16 protein-coding genes are annotated in these 15,632 nt (G+C 70.9%); 6 read left to right on the top strand and 10 right to left on the bottom strand.

Annotation, left to right across the window (positions count from 1 at the left end; all coding sequences use genetic code 11):
- Window positions 1-8 precede the first annotated feature (8 nt).
- The gene (locus ACRX5S_RS32240) at window positions 9-1,037 is read right to left on the bottom strand and encodes an ABC transporter substrate-binding protein (protein WP_436776717.1); all 1,029 of its coding nucleotides are present in this window, start codon (window positions 1,035-1,037) and stop codon (window positions 9-11) included.
- 163 nt (window positions 1,038-1,200) lie between these two features.
- On the opposite strand from ACRX5S_RS32240, the gene ACRX5S_RS32245 reads away from it, so the two are divergent.
- The 3 genes from ACRX5S_RS32245 to ACRX5S_RS32255 are packed head-to-tail and all read left to right on the top strand — an operon-like array spanning window position 1,201 to window position 4,233.
- On the top strand, window positions 1,201-2,259 hold the full coding sequence (locus ACRX5S_RS32245) for a FecCD family ABC transporter permease (protein WP_436776787.1): 1,059 nt from the start codon (window positions 1,201-1,203) through the stop codon (window positions 2,257-2,259).
- Window positions 2,256-3,305: a FecCD family ABC transporter permease gene (locus tag ACRX5S_RS32250; protein ID WP_436776718.1), complete on the top strand. Its 1,050-nt coding sequence runs from the start codon at window positions 2,256-2,258 to the stop codon at window positions 3,303-3,305. The genes ACRX5S_RS32245 and ACRX5S_RS32250 overlap by 4 nt, the downstream gene beginning before the upstream one ends.
- A 1-nt stretch (window position 3,306) precedes the next feature.
- Complete coding sequence (locus ACRX5S_RS32255) at window positions 3,307-4,233, top strand: ABC transporter ATP-binding protein (RefSeq protein ID WP_436776719.1); 927 nt, start codon at window positions 3,307-3,309, stop codon at window positions 4,231-4,233.
- Window positions 4,234-4,264: 31 nt separating this feature from the next.
- Here the strand turns inward: ACRX5S_RS32255 and ACRX5S_RS32260 are convergent, their stop codons facing one another.
- The 7 genes from ACRX5S_RS32260 to ACRX5S_RS32290 form a co-directional block, all read right to left on the bottom strand.
- Entirely contained in the window at window positions 4,265-4,846 is a 582-nt protein-coding gene (locus tag ACRX5S_RS32260) for a permease-like cell division protein FtsX (RefSeq protein WP_436776720.1), read from the bottom strand.
- Between the two features lie 103 nt (window positions 4,847-4,949).
- Window positions 4,950-5,393 (bottom strand): nuclear transport factor 2 family protein, encoded by a 444-nt coding sequence (locus ACRX5S_RS32265; protein WP_436776721.1) that lies wholly within the window; start codon window positions 5,391-5,393, stop codon window positions 4,950-4,952.
- A 115-nt stretch (window positions 5,394-5,508) separates the two neighbouring features.
- Window positions 5,509-7,905, bottom strand: coding sequence for a hypothetical protein (locus ACRX5S_RS32270; protein ID WP_436776722.1), 2,397 nt, complete (start codon window positions 7,903-7,905; stop codon window positions 5,509-5,511).
- A gap of 21 nt (window positions 7,906-7,926) precedes the next feature.
- Complete coding sequence (locus tag ACRX5S_RS32275) at window positions 7,927-8,652, bottom strand: class I SAM-dependent methyltransferase (RefSeq protein ID WP_436776723.1); 726 nt, start codon at window positions 8,650-8,652, stop codon at window positions 7,927-7,929.
- A gap of 39 nt (window positions 8,653-8,691) precedes the next feature.
- On the bottom strand, window positions 8,692-9,177 hold the full coding sequence (locus ACRX5S_RS32280) for a nuclear transport factor 2 family protein (protein WP_436776724.1): 486 nt from the start codon (window positions 9,175-9,177) through the stop codon (window positions 8,692-8,694).
- A gap of 41 nt (window positions 9,178-9,218) precedes the next feature.
- Window positions 9,219-9,863, bottom strand: coding sequence for a nitroreductase family protein (locus tag ACRX5S_RS32285; RefSeq protein WP_436776725.1), 645 nt, complete (start codon window positions 9,861-9,863; stop codon window positions 9,219-9,221).
- 230 nt (window positions 9,864-10,093) lie between these two features.
- Window positions 10,094-11,326: an NAD(P)/FAD-dependent oxidoreductase gene (locus ACRX5S_RS32290; protein WP_436776726.1), complete on the bottom strand. Its 1,233-nt coding sequence runs from the start codon at window positions 11,324-11,326 to the stop codon at window positions 10,094-10,096.
- Window positions 11,327-11,585: 259 nt separating this feature from the next.
- Here ACRX5S_RS32290 and ACRX5S_RS32295 point away from each other — a divergent pair, with 259 nt between their 5' ends.
- The 3 genes from ACRX5S_RS32295 (at window position 11,586) to ACRX5S_RS32305 (ending at window position 13,498) form a co-directional block, all read left to right on the top strand.
- Window positions 11,586-12,710 (top strand): HEAT repeat domain-containing protein, encoded by a 1,125-nt coding sequence (locus ACRX5S_RS32295; protein WP_436776727.1) that lies wholly within the window; start codon window positions 11,586-11,588, stop codon window positions 12,708-12,710.
- Window positions 12,711-12,715: 5 nt separating this feature from the next.
- Complete coding sequence (locus ACRX5S_RS32300; RefSeq protein ID WP_436776728.1) at window positions 12,716-12,964, top strand: hypothetical protein; 249 nt, start codon at window positions 12,716-12,718, stop codon at window positions 12,962-12,964.
- 90 nt (window positions 12,965-13,054) lie between these two features.
- Window positions 13,055-13,498, top strand: a complete 444-nt coding sequence (locus tag ACRX5S_RS32305) for an NUDIX domain-containing protein (protein ID WP_436776729.1) — start codon at window positions 13,055-13,057, stop codon at window positions 13,496-13,498.
- Window positions 13,499-14,002: 504 nt separating this feature from the next.
- On the opposite strand, the gene ACRX5S_RS32310 is transcribed toward ACRX5S_RS32305, so the two are convergent.
- Together ACRX5S_RS32310 and ACRX5S_RS32315 are read right to left on the bottom strand one after the other, a co-directional pair.
- Window positions 14,003-14,779 (bottom strand): class I SAM-dependent methyltransferase, encoded by a 777-nt coding sequence (locus ACRX5S_RS32310; RefSeq protein ID WP_436776730.1) that lies wholly within the window; start codon window positions 14,777-14,779, stop codon window positions 14,003-14,005.
- A complete protein-coding gene (locus tag ACRX5S_RS32315) occupies window positions 14,776-15,588 on the bottom strand; it encodes an LLM class flavin-dependent oxidoreductase (RefSeq protein ID WP_436776731.1) in 813 nt (270 codons plus the stop codon). The genes ACRX5S_RS32310 and ACRX5S_RS32315 overlap by 4 nt, the downstream gene beginning before the upstream one ends.
- Between the last annotated feature and the right edge of the window lie 44 nt (window positions 15,589-15,632).

Consider the following 15,632-nt stretch of genomic DNA (forward strand, 5'->3'; position numbering starts at 1 on the left):
ACGTCGGGCTACTTCGCGGCGTCGACCCCGAAGTTCTTGGCCAGGTCGTCCAGGATGACGTGTGCCCCCTGGAGCGAGACAGAGGTCATCCACATCTCGTCGGCGACCTCGTACACGTGCTGGTTGACGACGCCCTTGAGGCGCTGCCACAGCGGGTTGGCGAGGAACCTGGCCTTGCGGTCCTCACCGCCGGAGAACGACGTCACGAAGATGTAGTCGGCGTCCGCGAGGCCGATCTGCTCCTCGCTGATCTCGATGCTGAACTTCTCCGGGTCGCGCTGGTTCTCCGGACGCGCGATGCCCATGTCGGCGAGCACGATGCCACTGAACGTCTTCGGCAGGTAGATGCGCGTCGGGCCGTCCAGGAAGCGGACCACCGAGACCGTCGGGTTGCCGGCCTTGGCGTTGACCGCGTCGCCGATCTTCTTGGCGCGGGTCTCGTACGCGGTGAGCTTCTCGGTCGCCTTCTGCTCCTCGCCGAGCGCCTGGCCGACGAGCTTGATGTTGTCCTTCCAGGTCGGCCCGGTGGTCTTGACGAACACGGTGGGCGCGATCTTGGCGAGCTGGTCGTAGAACGCCTCGTGGCGCACGGTCGCCGAGATGATCACGTCCGGCTTCAGGGCCAGGATCTGTTCGAGGTTGGGGCTGTCGAGCGGCCCGACGTCCTTGGTGTCCTTGACGGCGTCGCCGAGGTACGCGGGGAAGCCCTTCTGGTCGCGGTACGACCCGATGCCGCCGACCAGCGGCCGGTCCAGCGCCACGACCGCCTCGACCAGGCTGTTGTCGAGCGCGACGATGCGCTTCGGCTTCTCCTTGATCTCCGTGGTGCCCTTGTCGTGCGTGATCGTGCGCGGGAATCCGGCGTTCGTGTCGGCGCCCCCCGCCGCCTGACCGCCGGTCCCGGCCGATGCCGACGCGCCCGTGGACGCGGAGTCGTCCTTCGTGTCGTCGCCGCAGGCGGCCAGTCCGACCGCGAGTGCGGCGGCCACGGCGGCCGCGGCGACTCTGGAGCGCCAGCGTCGGGATTCGGTACTCATGGGGGGATCTCCAGGTGCAGGGGGCAGGATTCCAACCGGGGCGTCAGGTAAGGGCTACCTAACGTCTCCTTCGAGGAAGAAAGTTAGCCTTGCCTAAATACCGACAACAAGGGGGGGTGTACGTCGGTATAAGGCATGGCTTACCTTCCTAGCCGTGCCCGCAATGCTCAAGGCCGGATCCGCACCGCCCGCTCCCGCCGCCCGACCGCCCCTCCCGCGTCGCAGCCCACGCCGCAACGCGGTGGCCACCGCGGTGCTCTTCGGCGCGCTCGTCGTGGCGGCCTTCGCCTCCCTGGCGATCGGCACCAAGAACGTCCCGCTCTCCGACGTCTTCGCGGCGCTCGGCGGCAGCCGCGAGGGCGACGCCGTCGTCGTCCTCGACCTGCGCATGCCGCGCACCGTCCTCGGCCTCCTCGTCGGCCTCGCCCTGGGCGTCGCGGGCGCGATCGCGCAGGAGATCACCCGCAACCCGCTGGGCGACCCCGGGCTCATCGGCATCAGCGCGGGCGGCGCGTTCGGCGTGGCGGGGGCGATCGGGCTGTTCGGCTGGACCGCGTCGTACCAGTACATCTGGTTCGCGTTCCTGATGGGCGCGGTCGCGGGCGGCCTGGCGTACGTCGTCGGCGGAACCGGCTACGGCGGCGCCACACCGGCCAAACTGGCCCTCGCGGGCGCCGCGGTCACCGCGCTGCTGGAGGCCTTCACCAACGCGCTCGTGCTGCTCGACGTCAACACCCTCGACCAGTACCGGAGCTGGGCGGTCGGCTCGCTCGCCGGGCGCGACGACGACCTCGGCTGGCAGATCGGCCCGTTCGTCGTCGCGGGTCTCGGCCTCGCGCTGTTCCTCGCCGGCCGCCTCAACGCCCTGGCCCTCGGCGACGACCTCGCGAGCAGCCTGGGCACCCCGGTACGCCGCACCCGCGCCCTCGGCGCCCTCGCCGTGATCCTCCTCACCGGCGCCGCGGTCGCCGCCGCCGGACCGATCACCTTCGTCGGCCTGGTCATCCCGCACATCGTGCGCGGCCTCGTCGGCCCGGACGCCCGCTGGCTCATCCCGTGCTCGGGACTGGCCGGCGCCACCCTCGTGCTGACCGCCGACGTCATCGGACGCCTGGTCGCGCGCCCGGCCGAACTGGAGGTCGGCGTCGTGACGGCGTTCATCGGCGCGCCCTTCCTCGTCGCCCTCGTCAAGAGCGGCCGCCTGAAGGAGCGCACCAAGTGAAACTCTCCGCGGGCCCGGTGGGGGTCCTGCTGCGACCGCGCGTGCTGGCCGCCAACGGCGGACTGGTCGTGCTCGGCTTCGCCGTCATGGTGCTGTCCCTGTGCCTGGGCACGTACAGCAACCTGTCCGTCGACCAGGTCCTCGGCGCGCTGTTCGGCTACGGCTCCGGCGACAGCACCCTGGTGGTACGCGAACTCCGCCTGCCGCGCGCCCTCACCGGCGTCCTGGTCGGCGTCGCCTTCGGCCTCGCGGGCGCGGTCTTCCAGGCCGTCACCCGCAACCCGCTGGCGAGCCCCGACCTGATCGGCATCTCGGCGGGCGCGGGCACCGGCGCCATCGCCAGCATCCTGTTCGGCGGCGTCACGGCGGCCGGGGCCGGATCGTACGGCGGCGTCCCGTTCGGCGCGCTGTGCGGGGCGCTGGCCACCGCGACGGCCATCTACGTGTTCGCCTACCGCGGCGGTGCGATCACCGGCTACCGCTTCGTGCTGGTCGGCCTCGCGATGCAGGGCGCGCTCATCGCGCTCAACCGGTGGATGCTCGCCAAGGCCGACATCGACCAGGCGTCGCGCGCGATGGTGTGGCTCACCGGCAGCCTCAACGGGCGCGACTACACGCACGTCAAGTGGGTCGGACTCGGGCTGCTGATCCTGGTGCCGCCGGTCCTGGCGCTCGGACGGGCGTACCAGCTCCTGCAATTCGACGACGACACCGCCCGCGGGCTCGGCATCGGCATCGGGGGAGCGCGGATCGTGCTGCTGGTCCTCGCGACCTGTCTCGCCGCGATGGCCTGCGCGTCGGCCGGGCTGATCGGCTTCGTCGCGCTCGGCGCGCCCCAGGTGGCCCGGCGGCTCACCGGACGCGCGGAAATCCCGCTGGTGGCAAGCGCGCTCACCGGCGCGGTGCTGATCCTCACCGCCGACCTGGTCGGCCGCACGCTGTTCTCGCCGACCGAACTCCCGGTCGGCGTCGTCACCGGCGCGGTCGGCGCCCCGTACCTGATGTGGCTGCTCGCCCGGACCAACCGGGTGGGGAAGGGAGGCTGACATGGCGTCAGAGACCGCAACCGAGCGTACGGTGCCCGACGGCGGCGGCATCGGTGTGCGCAAGGACACCGGCTCCTCGGGCACCGTGCCGCGCCCGTCGAGCGGCGAAGCCGGTGTGCCGGACGTGCGGTCGCTCTCGCTGTCCGCGCGCGAACTCACCCTCGCGTACGGCTCCCGCACCGTCTCCACCGGCCTCGACCTGGAGATCCCGGCGGGCAAGGTCACCGCCCTCGTCGGCCCGAACGCGTGCGGGAAGTCGACGGCGCTGCGGGCGCTGGCCCGGCTGCTCAAGCCGCAGACCGGCGCCGTCCACCTCGACGGAACCGACGTCTCCACCCTCTCGGCACGCGAATTCGCCCTCAAACTGGGCCTGTTGCCGCAGACCCCCACCGCGCCGGACGGCATCACCGTGCGCGACCTGGCCGCGCGCGGGCGTACCCCGCACCAGCGCTGGTGGCGCCAGTGGTCGAGGGACGACGACGCCGTCGTGGACGCCGCACTCGAAGCCACCGGGACCGCCGCGCTCGCCGAACGCCGGATCGAGGAACTGTCCGGCGGCCAGCGGCAGCGCGTGTGGATCGCGATGGCACTCGCGCAGAACGCGCCCGTCCTGCTGCTGGACGAGCCGACCACGTACCTCGACCTCGCCTACCAGGTCGACGTCCTGGAACTGGTCGCCGACCTCGGCCGCAGCGACGCGCGCACGGTCGTCATGGTCCTGCACGAGCTCAACCACGCGTGCCGGTACGCCGACCACCTCATCGCCATGCGCGACGGCGCGGTGGTGGCCGCGGGGCCGCCGACCGAGGTCGTGACGGCGGAACTCGTCGAGGACGTCTTCGGGCTCAAGTCCAAGGTCATCGAATGCCCGGTGGCGGGAGTCCCGCTGGTGGTGCCGCTCGGGGGCCGACGCCCTGCCGCGGTCTGAGCCGAGGTCGGTTGTTCGACGCGGTGGCCCGTCAGGCGATCGGCCTGACGTCCTGCACGCCGGGGGTCTCCTGGACGAGGGCTTCCACGGCGGCGTACTGCGCGGGGTCGGTGAGCCGGACGCGGAACGAGTCGGGGAACTGGTCCGGGGTGAGGTTGGCGGCGAGGGCCGAGTCCTTGTTCATCTCGCGGAAGTGCCGGTAGGCGTTGTCCTTGCTCTCGTAGGAGACGGACGCCACACCGGGCGCGTTCGTGAGCACCCGCTGGATCTCCGCGCTCTGCCCCTCGGTGACGGCCCCGCCCGAACAGCCGCCCTGCGGGGGGTCGGTGCGGGTGCAGAGGAAGACCGAGAGATTGGCGCGGCCCGACCAGTAGTCCTTCAGGTCGCTGCCGAACGGTGGGGGCGTCCCGGCGGGTGTCGGCGGGTTGCCTGTCGCGGGGCCTTCCGCGACCGGTGCCGTGTTGCCCGGCCGGGCGCCGCTGTCCTGGCCGTTGTCCTTGCCGCTGTCGCTGCACGACGCGAGCAGCAGGACAGCTGCCGCCGCGCCCGCGAGCGCGGCGGTGCGCCGTCGCGAGGTGTTCACCGGTACTCCGGTCTTCCCGGCCATCGACATGCCCGGCCCTCCCCGCACGACCCCGGCGGCGCGCGTACTCGCTCGCGGGCCGGCGGATGTCCCGGCCCGCATCGCGCCATCCTGCCGCAGATCGGCGGCGAGCTCAGCTCCCCGGCTGGTGCGTCGGCTGGTAGGTCTCGAAGATCTCCGCCATCTCGCCGTCGGACGCCTCCGGCAGGCGGTAGTAATTCCGGATCACGACCGACCCGTCGGGTTCAAAGCGATACGTTTCGACGCTCATGCTCATCCGCTCGACCCCGTGCACCGAGAAGTGGTTCTCCATGACCCACGCGACCTCGTTGGCGCACACGTAGACCGTGCCGGGGTGGTGGCGCAGGCGTACGGCCGACTGGAACAGGTCCCAGCCCTCCAGGGCGCACGTGTCGAACCCGTGCTTCTCCGGCGTGCCCACCGGGTCGAGCATGCGGAAGTCGCCGGGGGCGACGGCCCGCCAGTTGGCGACCCAGGCGTCCTTGTCGCCGGCGTTCCACAGCGCGACGAACTGTTCGGCCCAGTGCAGGAGTTGTTCCTTCGTCGGGGTGGCCATGCCTCGCTCCTCGGGAAGCCCGGCGCACGGGCGCGCCGAAGGACTCGATCGCGACGCCGGGTGCAAGTCGATCATTGCGGAACCTCGGGCAGGTAAGCACACACCCCGCGAACCCTCAAGACGCAGTTGCGGCGATCGCGGTGTCCAGCAGCTCGGCGAACGTGCCGGCGAAATCCTCGGCGAGCACCGCGACGACCTGCAACGCGTCGACGGTGAACGGTCCGTGGCGGGCCATCAGGTCCCGGATGGCGGCGTCCATGTCCGCCCGCAGGTGCGGGTTGACCTGGGCGGGGAACGCGCGCAGAACGCTCCCGGCGGGTCGGCCGCGGGCCACCACCTCCGCCGCGCTCAGCACGCCCTTCTCCAGGCACGGTGCGAGCCACGGCGCCGGGAAGCGTCGACCGCTGTTCTCCTGCGACAGCGGGGTGATGTCCAGTGCGAGCCGGGCGAGTTCGGTCGAGCGGTGGGCGAGGTGCGGCGCGCAGCGGTCGGGGGCGGTGGTGAGCAGGAGGCGGGCGAGGTCGTCGGGGATGTCGTGGCCGTGCTCGGCCAGCACGGCGAGGATGTCCGGGGACAGCGGCCGTACGCGCATCTCTTCGGCCACCACCGCCCAGTCCGGGGCGTCCTCGACCTCCAGGAACGCCTCCAACTCTTCGGGGTCCGGGAGGGTGAGGAATCGGCGGAAGAGGTTGTCCGCCAGGGTTCGGAGGGCGTCGAGCGCGGCGCCGCGGTCGCCGACGGCCAGCGGGCGGCGCAGGGCCTCGGCGAGCGCGGGGTGTGGCAGCGCGCCGTGCGCCCGCTCCGTGCGGGCCGTGAAGGATGCGGCCAGTTCGAGATGCCCGAGTTCCACCAGGCGGCGGCATCCGGCGAGTTGGTACGCGACGCGCAGGTTCCTGCGGGCGCGCAGCGCCTCCGCGATCGTCGTCACGTTGTGCGTGAGCACGCGGATATTGCTGTCGTGCCACCCGGGGAGCGGCCGGGTCGTGTCGGTGAGCGAGCTGTCCAGGGCCAGGCTTCCGGGGCGGCCGGTGGCGAAGCTCGTCCCGGACAGGACGCGGCGCCGGATGTGCGCGGGGAGGTGGTGGCTCGTCAGGAGCGCCGCGTTGACGGCCGGTTCGTCCAGTCGGAGCAGACGGTCCGTCAGCGCGCCCAAGCGGGCGAAGCGTTGCGCCAGCGTCACCAACTGGCAGACGCTCGCGGTCGCGAAGAAGCCGTCGACGACTCCGGCGGGCATGGGTTGCAGGGCCCAGGTGCGCAGCATTTCGGCGGCCGGTGTCTCGGGCTCGCCGTCGGTGGCGGCCGCCGAGGTCGAGAGTATCTCGGCGATCGCGGGCACCAGCGCGACGGCGCTCTCGGGGGCCGCGAGCGAGAGCAGGAACGTCCAGGGGGAGCCTGCCGGTTCGGTCGCCGCGGGGCATGCGACGTTGTCGGGTTGCGCAGCCAAAGCCACGGCTGCATCGAGGAGTTCGCCGATCGTTCCGGTGAACTCGCGGCGCAGCAGCACCAGGAGGGCCCACCAGCGGCGCGGGTCGTCGCCGACGCGGGAACGTACCTGCTCGACAAGGTGCTTCGTGGTCTCGGTCGTGCCGAGAACCGCTCTCCGGTCCGCGGTGAGCGACTGCGCGGCGAAAGTGCGGAGCACGGCGTCGGCGGGCACCGCGTGCCTCCGCAGGTCGTCCCAGGTGAGCGTGCCCGACACGATCGCGTGGGTGGCGATCTCGAAGAAGCCCGCCGGTGGGGCGTACCGCAGTAGTTCGAGGGCGGCGTGCGCCGGACATGCCGGGTGCCCGGCCAGGCGGCTCGTCGTCATCGCGTCGAGAGGCCGCTCGCGGTGCAGGGCCGCCAGCTCCTGCCAGTCCGCCGCCGTCCACAGTTCCAGCGCCGATGCGGCCAGCCGTGCGCGTACGCGACGGGCGCGGGGGCCGAGCCGGGGTGGCAGGCCGGCCCTCTTCCCGGCATCGTTGCGCTGCGGGACGGCCATGGTCAGCCACGCGTGCACGGCTTTCGGCGTCCGGGGCGGCGGCTGGAACCGCGGCCCGCGGACGAACCCGGCGGCGCGGCGGGCGATGGCCGGGTCGGCGGCGTCGCGTGCGGGGCCGAGCAGGTGCCGGGAGCGGGTGGCCAGCAGCGTCTTGCGGAGGGTGTCCGGGACGGAATGCGCGTACGGCCCGTCGGTGAGCATGCGGCGGCGAAGCACGGGGTCGGCCTCCGGGTGGAGGTAGACGGCGGTGCGTACGCCCGGGTCGGCCGCGTCCGCGAGGGCCACCACGAAGTCGCGGCGGGAGAAACGGTATTGCGGGACGGCGCCGATCGCCGCGAGTTGACTGGCGGCGTCGCCGTGCGCGGCGACCCAGCGGACGACGGCCTCGCGCAGCTCGCCCCAGTCCGGGAGCCCGCCGGCCAGGGCCCGGTGCCGCTCCGCGGCGGGCAGGCGTGCGAGCAGGCCCACGGCGTCCTCGACCGGGAGCCGGGTCGCCAGGTCGCGCAGCAGGTCGGAGTGGCGTCGGATCACGGGATCGCCTCCCGGGGCCGCTCAGTTGCCCTTGCGCATGAGCAAGTGCCCGCGGCGGAAACGCTCTTCGTCGCCGGGTTCGCGCAGCATGCGGCCGATCTCGGTGAATCCGGCCTCGGTCGCCAGTCCGGCGAGAGCGTCGACGGGCCACCGGTAGGCCGTCGTCACCTTGTGGTCGAACGGCGTGACCGGCTCGCCCTCCGACTCGAAGAAGCCGAGGAGCAGATGTCCGCCGGGGGCCACCACCCGTCCGAACTCAGCGAAGTATCGGGGAAGTTCGGATGGCTCGGCGTGGATCACCGAGTACCACGACACGACCCCGGCCAGTGAGGCGTCGGCGAGATCAAGGGCGTCCATCGACCCGACCTCGAACCGCACACCGGGGTACTCCGCGCGGGCGAGGCCGATCATGGCGGGGGAGAGGTCGATGCCGAACGCGTCCAGCCCGAGGTCCCGCAGATGGGCCGTCAGGTATCCGGGGCCGCAGCCGAGTTCGGCGACGGACCGGTTGGCGTCGCGGGGGTGGTCGGCTTCGCGGGGGTAGTCCGGGACGCCCGTAAGGTCGCCCGCCGGGTCGCCCGAGCGGCCGGCTCTGCCCGAGCTCACCGAGTCGGCGAAGGCCGCGAGCATGGCGCGGTCGAGCGGGAAGCCGTCCAGGTAGCCGCGGGTGAGGTCGGCGTACAGCTCGGCCACGGCGTCGTAGGCGCTCGCGGTCTCGTCGAGGCGCGGGGAGGATGATCCGGTCACGGCACCCGACCCTACGACGAGCCCGCGCCGCCCGTTCGGTCAGGTTCCGGGGTGTGCGGGCTCGACGCGGTAGTTGCCGAACAGGACGCGCTCCGCGTGCCAGGTGTTCCAGTGCTCGGTGAGGTACTGGATGAGCCCGGCGTCGTTGAAGCGGTACACGAAGCAGTAGACGTTCGTGTACGCCTGCCCGCCGAGTGTGGTCGAGTGCATCGTGTGCTGCCGCATCGCCCAGTCCCCGTCGGCGAGCACGACGACGTCCTCGAAGCGGAACGTGGACTTGTCGTACGGGTCGACCCCGGTCTCCGTGGTGCGCGCCCCGCCCTGCCCGCCGGAGCCGCGCAGGATGGCGCGGATCTCCTCGATGCCGCGGTGCTCGGTCTCCCCGCCGCGCCCGACCATCGGCAGGCCGTTCCACCACACGGCGTCGTCGGCGAACAGCGTGGCGCGGTCGAAGTCGCGCGGTGCCTCGAACATCTTGTTGACGGACGCGATGTTGCGCAGTTCGGTGTCCGAGTAGTTGGGCATGCTGGATTCCCTCCGTGGTGACTGCCGGACCGGATCGTCGACTACCAGTGGTTCCACCGGATCGCGCGCTCGGCGCCGGAGCGGTCGGCCGGGCGGAAGTCGGTGCCGAGCGTCCAGGCGACCGGGAAAAGCCCGGCCTGGGTGGCGCGTTCGTACGGAATGCCGAGCAGGTCGGCCATCTCGCGCTCGCGGTGCAGGTGGATCGTCGTCCAGGCGCTGCCCATGCCCTCGGCGCGGAGCGCGAGCATGAAGTTCCAGACGGCGGGCAGCACGGAGCCCCACAGGCTGGCCTGTTCGAAGACGGAGACCCCGTCCATGCGCCCCGCGATGGTGGGCACCACCAGGACGGGCACCTCGTGGAGGTGGTCGCGCAGGTGCATGACGGACCGTGAGATCCGCTCCTGCTGCGGTGTCTTCGGGTACCGCGACGGCCGACCGGCGGCCGCGGCCTCGGCGGACATGCGCTGCTGGTCGTCGATCGAGGCGCGGTAGATCTCCGCCATCCGCGCCCTGATCGCCGGGTCGTCCACGAGCACCCAGTTCCAGAGCTGGAGGTTCGACCCGTTGGGCGCCTGCAACCCGACGCGCAGGCACTCCTCGACGGTCTCCCGCGCGACCGGCCGCTCCAGGTCCAGCCTGAGCCGCACGGAACGGGTGGTGGTCAACAACTCCCGTGGTGTGAGCATGGCCCGGAGGTTAATGGACTCAGTTAACTATTTACACCCCTGAACGGGTCCGGACCTTGGGCGGTTCGAGGAGTGCCGTCGCCGGATGCCTGCGGTCGGACCGTCGATATCAATACGCCATGACCGCCTGTCGGGGACGTCTTGTGGCGACGGAGCGTCGGGCCGGCCGAGCGGCCGAGCGGCCGAGCGGCCGAGCGGCGGGGCGTCGCGGCGTCGCGGCGGGGGCGGCGCTAGGCGTACACGCGGTCCGCCGCCGGGACGCCCGTGTCGTCGTACAGCCGCTCCATGGCCTCGCGCGAAAAGATCTCGTGATGCTCGACGCCTCCGGCGAACAGCCCGAACAGCTTCGTCGTCCACTCAGGACTGCGCTGAATCGCACCGAACACCGCGTTGAGGCGCGGGGACAGCTCTCCGAACGCACTCAGCTTGGTGGTGAACTCATAGTTGCGGACGCTCGTTTCGTCCCGCAGCTTGTGGTACTCGGCGAGTGCGCTGTCCATCGACCGTTCCCCGGACAGGGCTTGATGGAGGCGTTCGGCCAGGATCTCGCCGTGCATGAAGGCGTCCGTGATGCCGAAACCCGGGTACGGGTCCTTGTGGTACCCGGCGTCACCGACCAGCGCCCAACCCGGCCCCCACGGGTGGCGGTAGTAGTTGTCGGCGTGCGGCATGGCCACGAAGTCGCCCTCGCGTTCTCCCTGTTCGCGCAACTGCGCACCGAGTTCCGGATGGACCTCGTCGAACGTCGCCTGGAAGTTGCCCGGCACGTCCCGCCGGAACTCCTTGAACCGCGCCTTCGGGCAGATCACCGCGAGCACGGTCAGCCCGTGGTTGGTGGGCCAACCCCCGCACCAGATCCCGTTGAAGCCGACCCGGTGCTCCAACGCCCAGTCCAGGCCGCTGTGGTACGCGTAGTAGTTGACCCCGGTGGCCGGGACCACCTTGTACGCCTGGGCCTCGGTCGCCTTCGCCACCACCGAGCGGCACCCGTCCGCCCCGATCACGATCGCGGCACGGAACTCCCGTGCAAGACCGCCCGGTTCATGACCCCGTACGCCCACCACCCGTCCTTCGGAAAAGACCAGGTCCGACACCCCGAACCCCTCGACAACCTCCGCCCCGGCCCGGCGCGCGGCGTTCACCAGGATCTCGTCCAACACCGCCCGCCGCGGCGCGTACGTGGTGTCAATGCCGTCCACCGGCTCCGCAAAACCACTCATCGCGATGTCCCGATAGGCAAAATGCGCCACCCGGATCGGCGTGGCGTCGGTGGCCCTCAGCTCGTCCAGCAACCCCCAATCCCGCAGCCGCGCAAGGCCGTTCTGGTGGATGTAGTGGGTCGAAACCGTGTCACTGGGGAACGTGGCACGGTCGAGCACGAGAACCCGGTGCCCTCGCCTCGCAAGGAGCATGGCGGTCGGCGACCCCGCACAGCGGGCACCGACAACGATGACGTCGTACATGCGGCATCCTTCGCGTTTCGGTCCGACACGAAAGCAACTGAACGCCTGGCCCAGACACCCCCATCCCACCGCAAGGCCGGTCGCCCGTCCCACCTCCAACCCAGTGCCTCACCTGTGCCTAGAGAGGCGGCGAGGCCCCGGCCTCCGTGCCCTGCGCGTGCGGTGCACACCGACTTGATGCCTCCGGTACGGTCATCGCCGCCGTCTGAAACCGAACCTGGTGGCGTTCAATCCTGTGCCCGACGAAACGTGAGTCCGAATGTCAGAACTGGTCCACGAGCAACTCCGCGCCGTGGCGATCAATCCCGCCGCGCCGGAGGATGTTCTGCTCCGCATGCTGTCCGGACCGCGCTGGCTCGCCCTGGCGGTCTCCGGGAGACCGGCGGCGCCAGTCGGCGTGATCAATGCGCTGGTGACCCACAAGGATTCCTCGGTCCGCATGGCCTTCGCAGGCAACCTCCAGATGCGGTGGCAGGACCGGGAACGCCTGGAGAAGGACCCGCACTTCGGAGTCCGGCTCACGTTGGCGGAAGGCGCGTCACGGGCCGCCGTAGAGCACCGACCCGCGCCGACCGCATTGCTGGAACGCTTGGCGCGGGACGAGGACGCCCGCGTCCGCAGCCAGATCGCATGCAGCCCCGACCTGCCGCCGCTGCTCGCCGAAGCACTCGTCGGCGACGACGACGCCCTCACCCGAGAGAATGTCTGCCGACGCTACTGGGACGTCCTCGACCCCGCCGCACGCGACGCTCTCATCGCCGATGACGACCGGGAAGTTCGGCTCGCGGCTCTCCTCATGAGGGACAAAAGCGAGAGCGGTGCGGCGAGGGCGCTGCTGCGCGCCGGCGTCGGCGAGCTCGACGTCGCGACGCACTGCGTCCTCGACGCCGAAGTATCCGCGCAACTCGTCAACACCGGCGACAGCCGGACCAAGCGCGCCGCCGCACAGAACCCGACCCTGCACCCGGTCGCCGTTGCGCGCCTGGGGCGCGATGACGACGTCACTGTTCGCCTGGCAGTTTCGGTACGCCAGGACCTCACCGACGAACAGCGCTTGGCTGTTGACTTCGGGCCGGGTCTTGATAACTGGTTGTCGGACCTCCCGGTGCCCTGGATCGAGAACAATTTGGGATCTCCGACCGTCATGAGCCAGTGCGCGAATTCAGGACATGTGCTTCTGAGACGCGGCGCTGCAAGGAGCCCGACACTGTCCGCCGACGACGTGGCGGTGCTGGCGCCGACGGCGATCGCGAGGTGCGACTGGCCTTGTGCCGACACCACCCCGCAGCGCCGATGGACGTACTCCTGGAGTTTGCCACCGACCCCGATTACCGGGACCGATGGGCACTGCGGCGGGCCCCGGCCTTCAAGGCGCGCGGACTGAGGCGCTTGGCCGACGATCCTTCCCCGACCGCCCGCGAGTTGGCCGCCTGTGATCCGGAAGCTTCTGCCGAGCTGATCGAAGCCCTCAGCCACGACCGGGATTTCGGAGTGCGGGCGGCCATGGCCCAAGATCCTCGCCTGTCCGTCGACCGGCTGATCGAGTTCTTCGGCACCCGGGGGCTGGCCCTACGTGCGGGTGGGAACCCCAACCTGCCCGAGGAAGCAATGCGAGCAACCCTCGACCTCCTCGCCTGACTCGCTACCGCCGAAACCTCGCACCCCGCCGTAACCCGCCGAACCCGCCGTCGTTGGAACGGATGTTCGACATCACGGGAGGAGCGGCACATGCGCCATCGGATCGTTGTCGGAGTCCACCTCGTCATCCGCGACCGCCGCGGCCGGGTCCTGTTGGGCCTGCGCCCGGCAACGTCCGCGTTCGGTGCAGGACAGTGGCATGTTCCCGCAGGTCACCTGGAGGAGGAATCGGCGCAGCAGTGCGCGACGCGCGAGGCCCGCGAGGAACTGGGTATTGCCGTCAACCCCGATGCGCTCCGGCTCCTGCACGCACTGCACCAGCGCGACCCGGACGACGGCCACGCGCGGATCCAGCTGTTCTTCGGTGTCGAGGGCTATGCCGGGCGCGCCGAGAACTGCGAGCCGGACCGCTGCACCGAACTGGGTTGGTGGCCGCAGGATGCCCTGCCCCCCAACACCGTCCCCTACACCGCCGGCGCCCTCGCCGCGATCGCAGCCGGAGTCGTCTACGCCGAATCCGGATGGACGACATGACCGCCTACGGCCGCACTCGTCCGTCGGCCCTGACGTTCAGGCAGACGGCGGCCTGGCGGAACCGCCGCCAACCGCCCTCGTCAGCCCGGCTCTTGGCATCCGCGCCAATCGCCGTGCTGCCTTGGCCATGCATGCACTTACACGAACTCGCCGTCATGCGCGATTGTTTGGATAGTAGGTAGTGGGGGCGAGCGCCAGTCCAGAGCGGTCGTTGGCACTGATGGAGGTGCTGCGCGCGGGCTGAGGGAGAAGTGAGTGAAACAGGAGGGGCGTTGGCACACGAGCAGCCACTCGGACACCGCGCCCAAGAAATGCGTCGAGATGACGAACCAAGCCATTGCGATCAGCCGACGCGAGGGTTGGCGTGAGAGCAGCCGCCCTGGCGCCGGTGCAGCGACATGCGTCGAGGCTACGGAGATGGCTTGGGCTGGTCCACGTGCGGGACTTTTAGCGCGTGCCCGGGCCGCAGCTCACTGTTGCGCCCTATGCCTGGCGCCAATTCCCTTACCCTCGGCGGGCGGTGACCAGCCAGGCTCGGGAGTCGAACCAGACTCCGTTGTCGGTGTCGTGAGCGGCGAGTGTTGCGTCCAAGCGGGTCATGGCGCTCCTGCGTACTGCCGTGTCCTTGTCCGATAGCAACTCCGCCGCCATCAGCAACTGGAGCACGGATTCGCGGGCTTCGGCCGCGGTCGCGCCGTAGTGGACGGGCTCGTGCAGGTCGGTGACCTCGATGGTTGTGAAGCCGGCCGAGGTCAGCACGTCGGCCGTCGTCTTCGGATCGGCGAGCGAGAAGGCTGCGTCGGCCGACGGCGTTCGGTCGTCACCGCTGGACAGCGCCGCACGGATCGCCGTGCTCCACTCCTGGTGTTCGCGGGCTTGCCATACCAATTGGACGAATGGCGCCCCAGGGCGCAGTGCTCGCCCGATGTTGGTGAAGGCGACCATCGGGTCCGCGAAGAACATCGTGCCGAACCGGCTCAACGCCACGGTGAAATGCTCGGCCGGAAATGGGTGCGACTGAGCGTCGGCCTGGAGGAACTCCACGTTGCCTACGCCCTCGATCTCGGCTTGCCGACGGGCGCGTTCCAGCATCGGGGCCGAGACGTCGACGCCGAGGGCGCTGCCTCGTGAGGCAACGCGGGCTGCTTCGCGGGTGGCTTGGCCGGTGCCGCATCCGACGTCCAGGACGAGGTCGTCGGGACCGATGTCGAGGACCGAATGCAAGCGCCGCTGATAGCAGACGAGTTCGCCGTCGTAGTCGAAGGGCATCGCGGCCGTCACCGTACCGGTCCGTCGCGGAGCACTCCGCGGACGGCGTCGATGCCGGCGCCAGGGTCGAACGCGGCCAGCCACCAGGTGGCACCCGCTTCCACGTACGGCCGGGGGTCGACGTCCGGCGTCAGTCCGACGGCGATGTCGTACGCGGACATCTCGCCGCCCCGAAGCTCCGTCAACAGTCCGACAACCTCGGCCAGTTGAGACGCGCTCGTCAAGTTCGCCGGGACGTAGCCGTCGAGTCGGGCTGCCCGCCTGATCGGCTTGACGTTGCCGGGCAGTCCCGCCGCCCACACCGGAATTCCCGGCTCTTGCACCGGCCGGGGGAGGAAGCTGACGTCGTCCACGGTGTAGTGCTCGCCGTGATGCCGCACCGGCTCGCCCGACCACGCGGCGGTCAGGATCTCCAGCGACTCGTCCAGCATGGCGGCCCGGCGTCGGGCGTCCAACTCCTCGCCCGTCTTGGACAGTTCGTTGCCGAAGCGGTCGCTGCCCAGGCCCACTCCGAGCGTGAGGCGCCCGCCGCTCAAGCGGTCCAGCGTTGCCGTCTCCCGCGCGAGTTTCACCGGTCGCCGCCGGGCCGGCGTCGTCACCATGGGGCCGATGCGCAGCCGTTCGGTGGCCGTGGCGACCGCCGCGAGGGTGATCCACGGGTCGGCGACGAGGCGAACCGGCTCACGCCATCGCACGTGGTCCCAGACGAAGAAGCCGTCCCAGCCCGCCTCCTCCGCCTCGCCGGCCAGGCGCGCCACCGCCAGGGGGTCGGCCAGGTCGTCGAACAGCGGCAGCCACAAAGCGGATCGCAGGCGGTTCACGAGAGGTCTCCTTCCGCGTAACGTTTGCGCCTTCGTACGCACGC

It is taken from the genome of Yinghuangia sp. YIM S09857 (assembly GCF_051388915.1).
Taxonomy (GTDB): Bacteria; Actinomycetota; Actinomycetes; order Streptomycetales; family Streptomycetaceae; genus Yinghuangia.

Excerpts from the sequence above, each read along its gene's own strand:
- ACRX5S_RS32240 (WP_436776717.1), bottom strand. The coding sequence starts at position 1,037 with ATGAGTACCGAATCCCGACGCTGGCGCTCCAGAGTCGCCGCGGCCGCC.
- ACRX5S_RS32245 (WP_436776787.1), top strand. The coding sequence starts at position 1,201 with ATGCTCAAGGCCGGATCCGCACCGCCCGCTCCCGCCGCCCGACCGCCC.
- ACRX5S_RS32255 (WP_436776719.1), top strand. The coding sequence starts at position 3,307 with ATGGCGTCAGAGACCGCAACCGAGCGTACGGTGCCCGACGGCGGCGGC.
- ACRX5S_RS32260 (WP_436776720.1), bottom strand. The coding sequence starts at position 4,846 with ATGTCGATGGCCGGGAAGACCGGAGTACCGGTGAACACCTCGCGACGG.
- ACRX5S_RS32265 (WP_436776721.1), bottom strand. The coding sequence starts at position 5,393 with ATGGCCACCCCGACGAAGGAACAACTCCTGCACTGGGCCGAACAGTTC.
- ACRX5S_RS32280 (WP_436776724.1), bottom strand. The coding sequence starts at position 9,177 with ATGCCCAACTACTCGGACACCGAACTGCGCAACATCGCGTCCGTCAAC.
- ACRX5S_RS32285 (WP_436776725.1), bottom strand. The coding sequence starts at position 9,863 with ATGCTCACACCACGGGAGTTGTTGACCACCACCCGTTCCGTGCGGCTC.
- ACRX5S_RS32290 (WP_436776726.1), bottom strand. The coding sequence starts at position 11,326 with ATGTACGACGTCATCGTTGTCGGTGCCCGCTGTGCGGGGTCGCCGACC.
- ACRX5S_RS32295 (WP_436776727.1), top strand. The coding sequence starts at position 11,586 with ATGTCAGAACTGGTCCACGAGCAACTCCGCGCCGTGGCGATCAATCCC.
- ACRX5S_RS32305 (WP_436776729.1), top strand. The coding sequence starts at position 13,055 with ATGCGCCATCGGATCGTTGTCGGAGTCCACCTCGTCATCCGCGACCGC.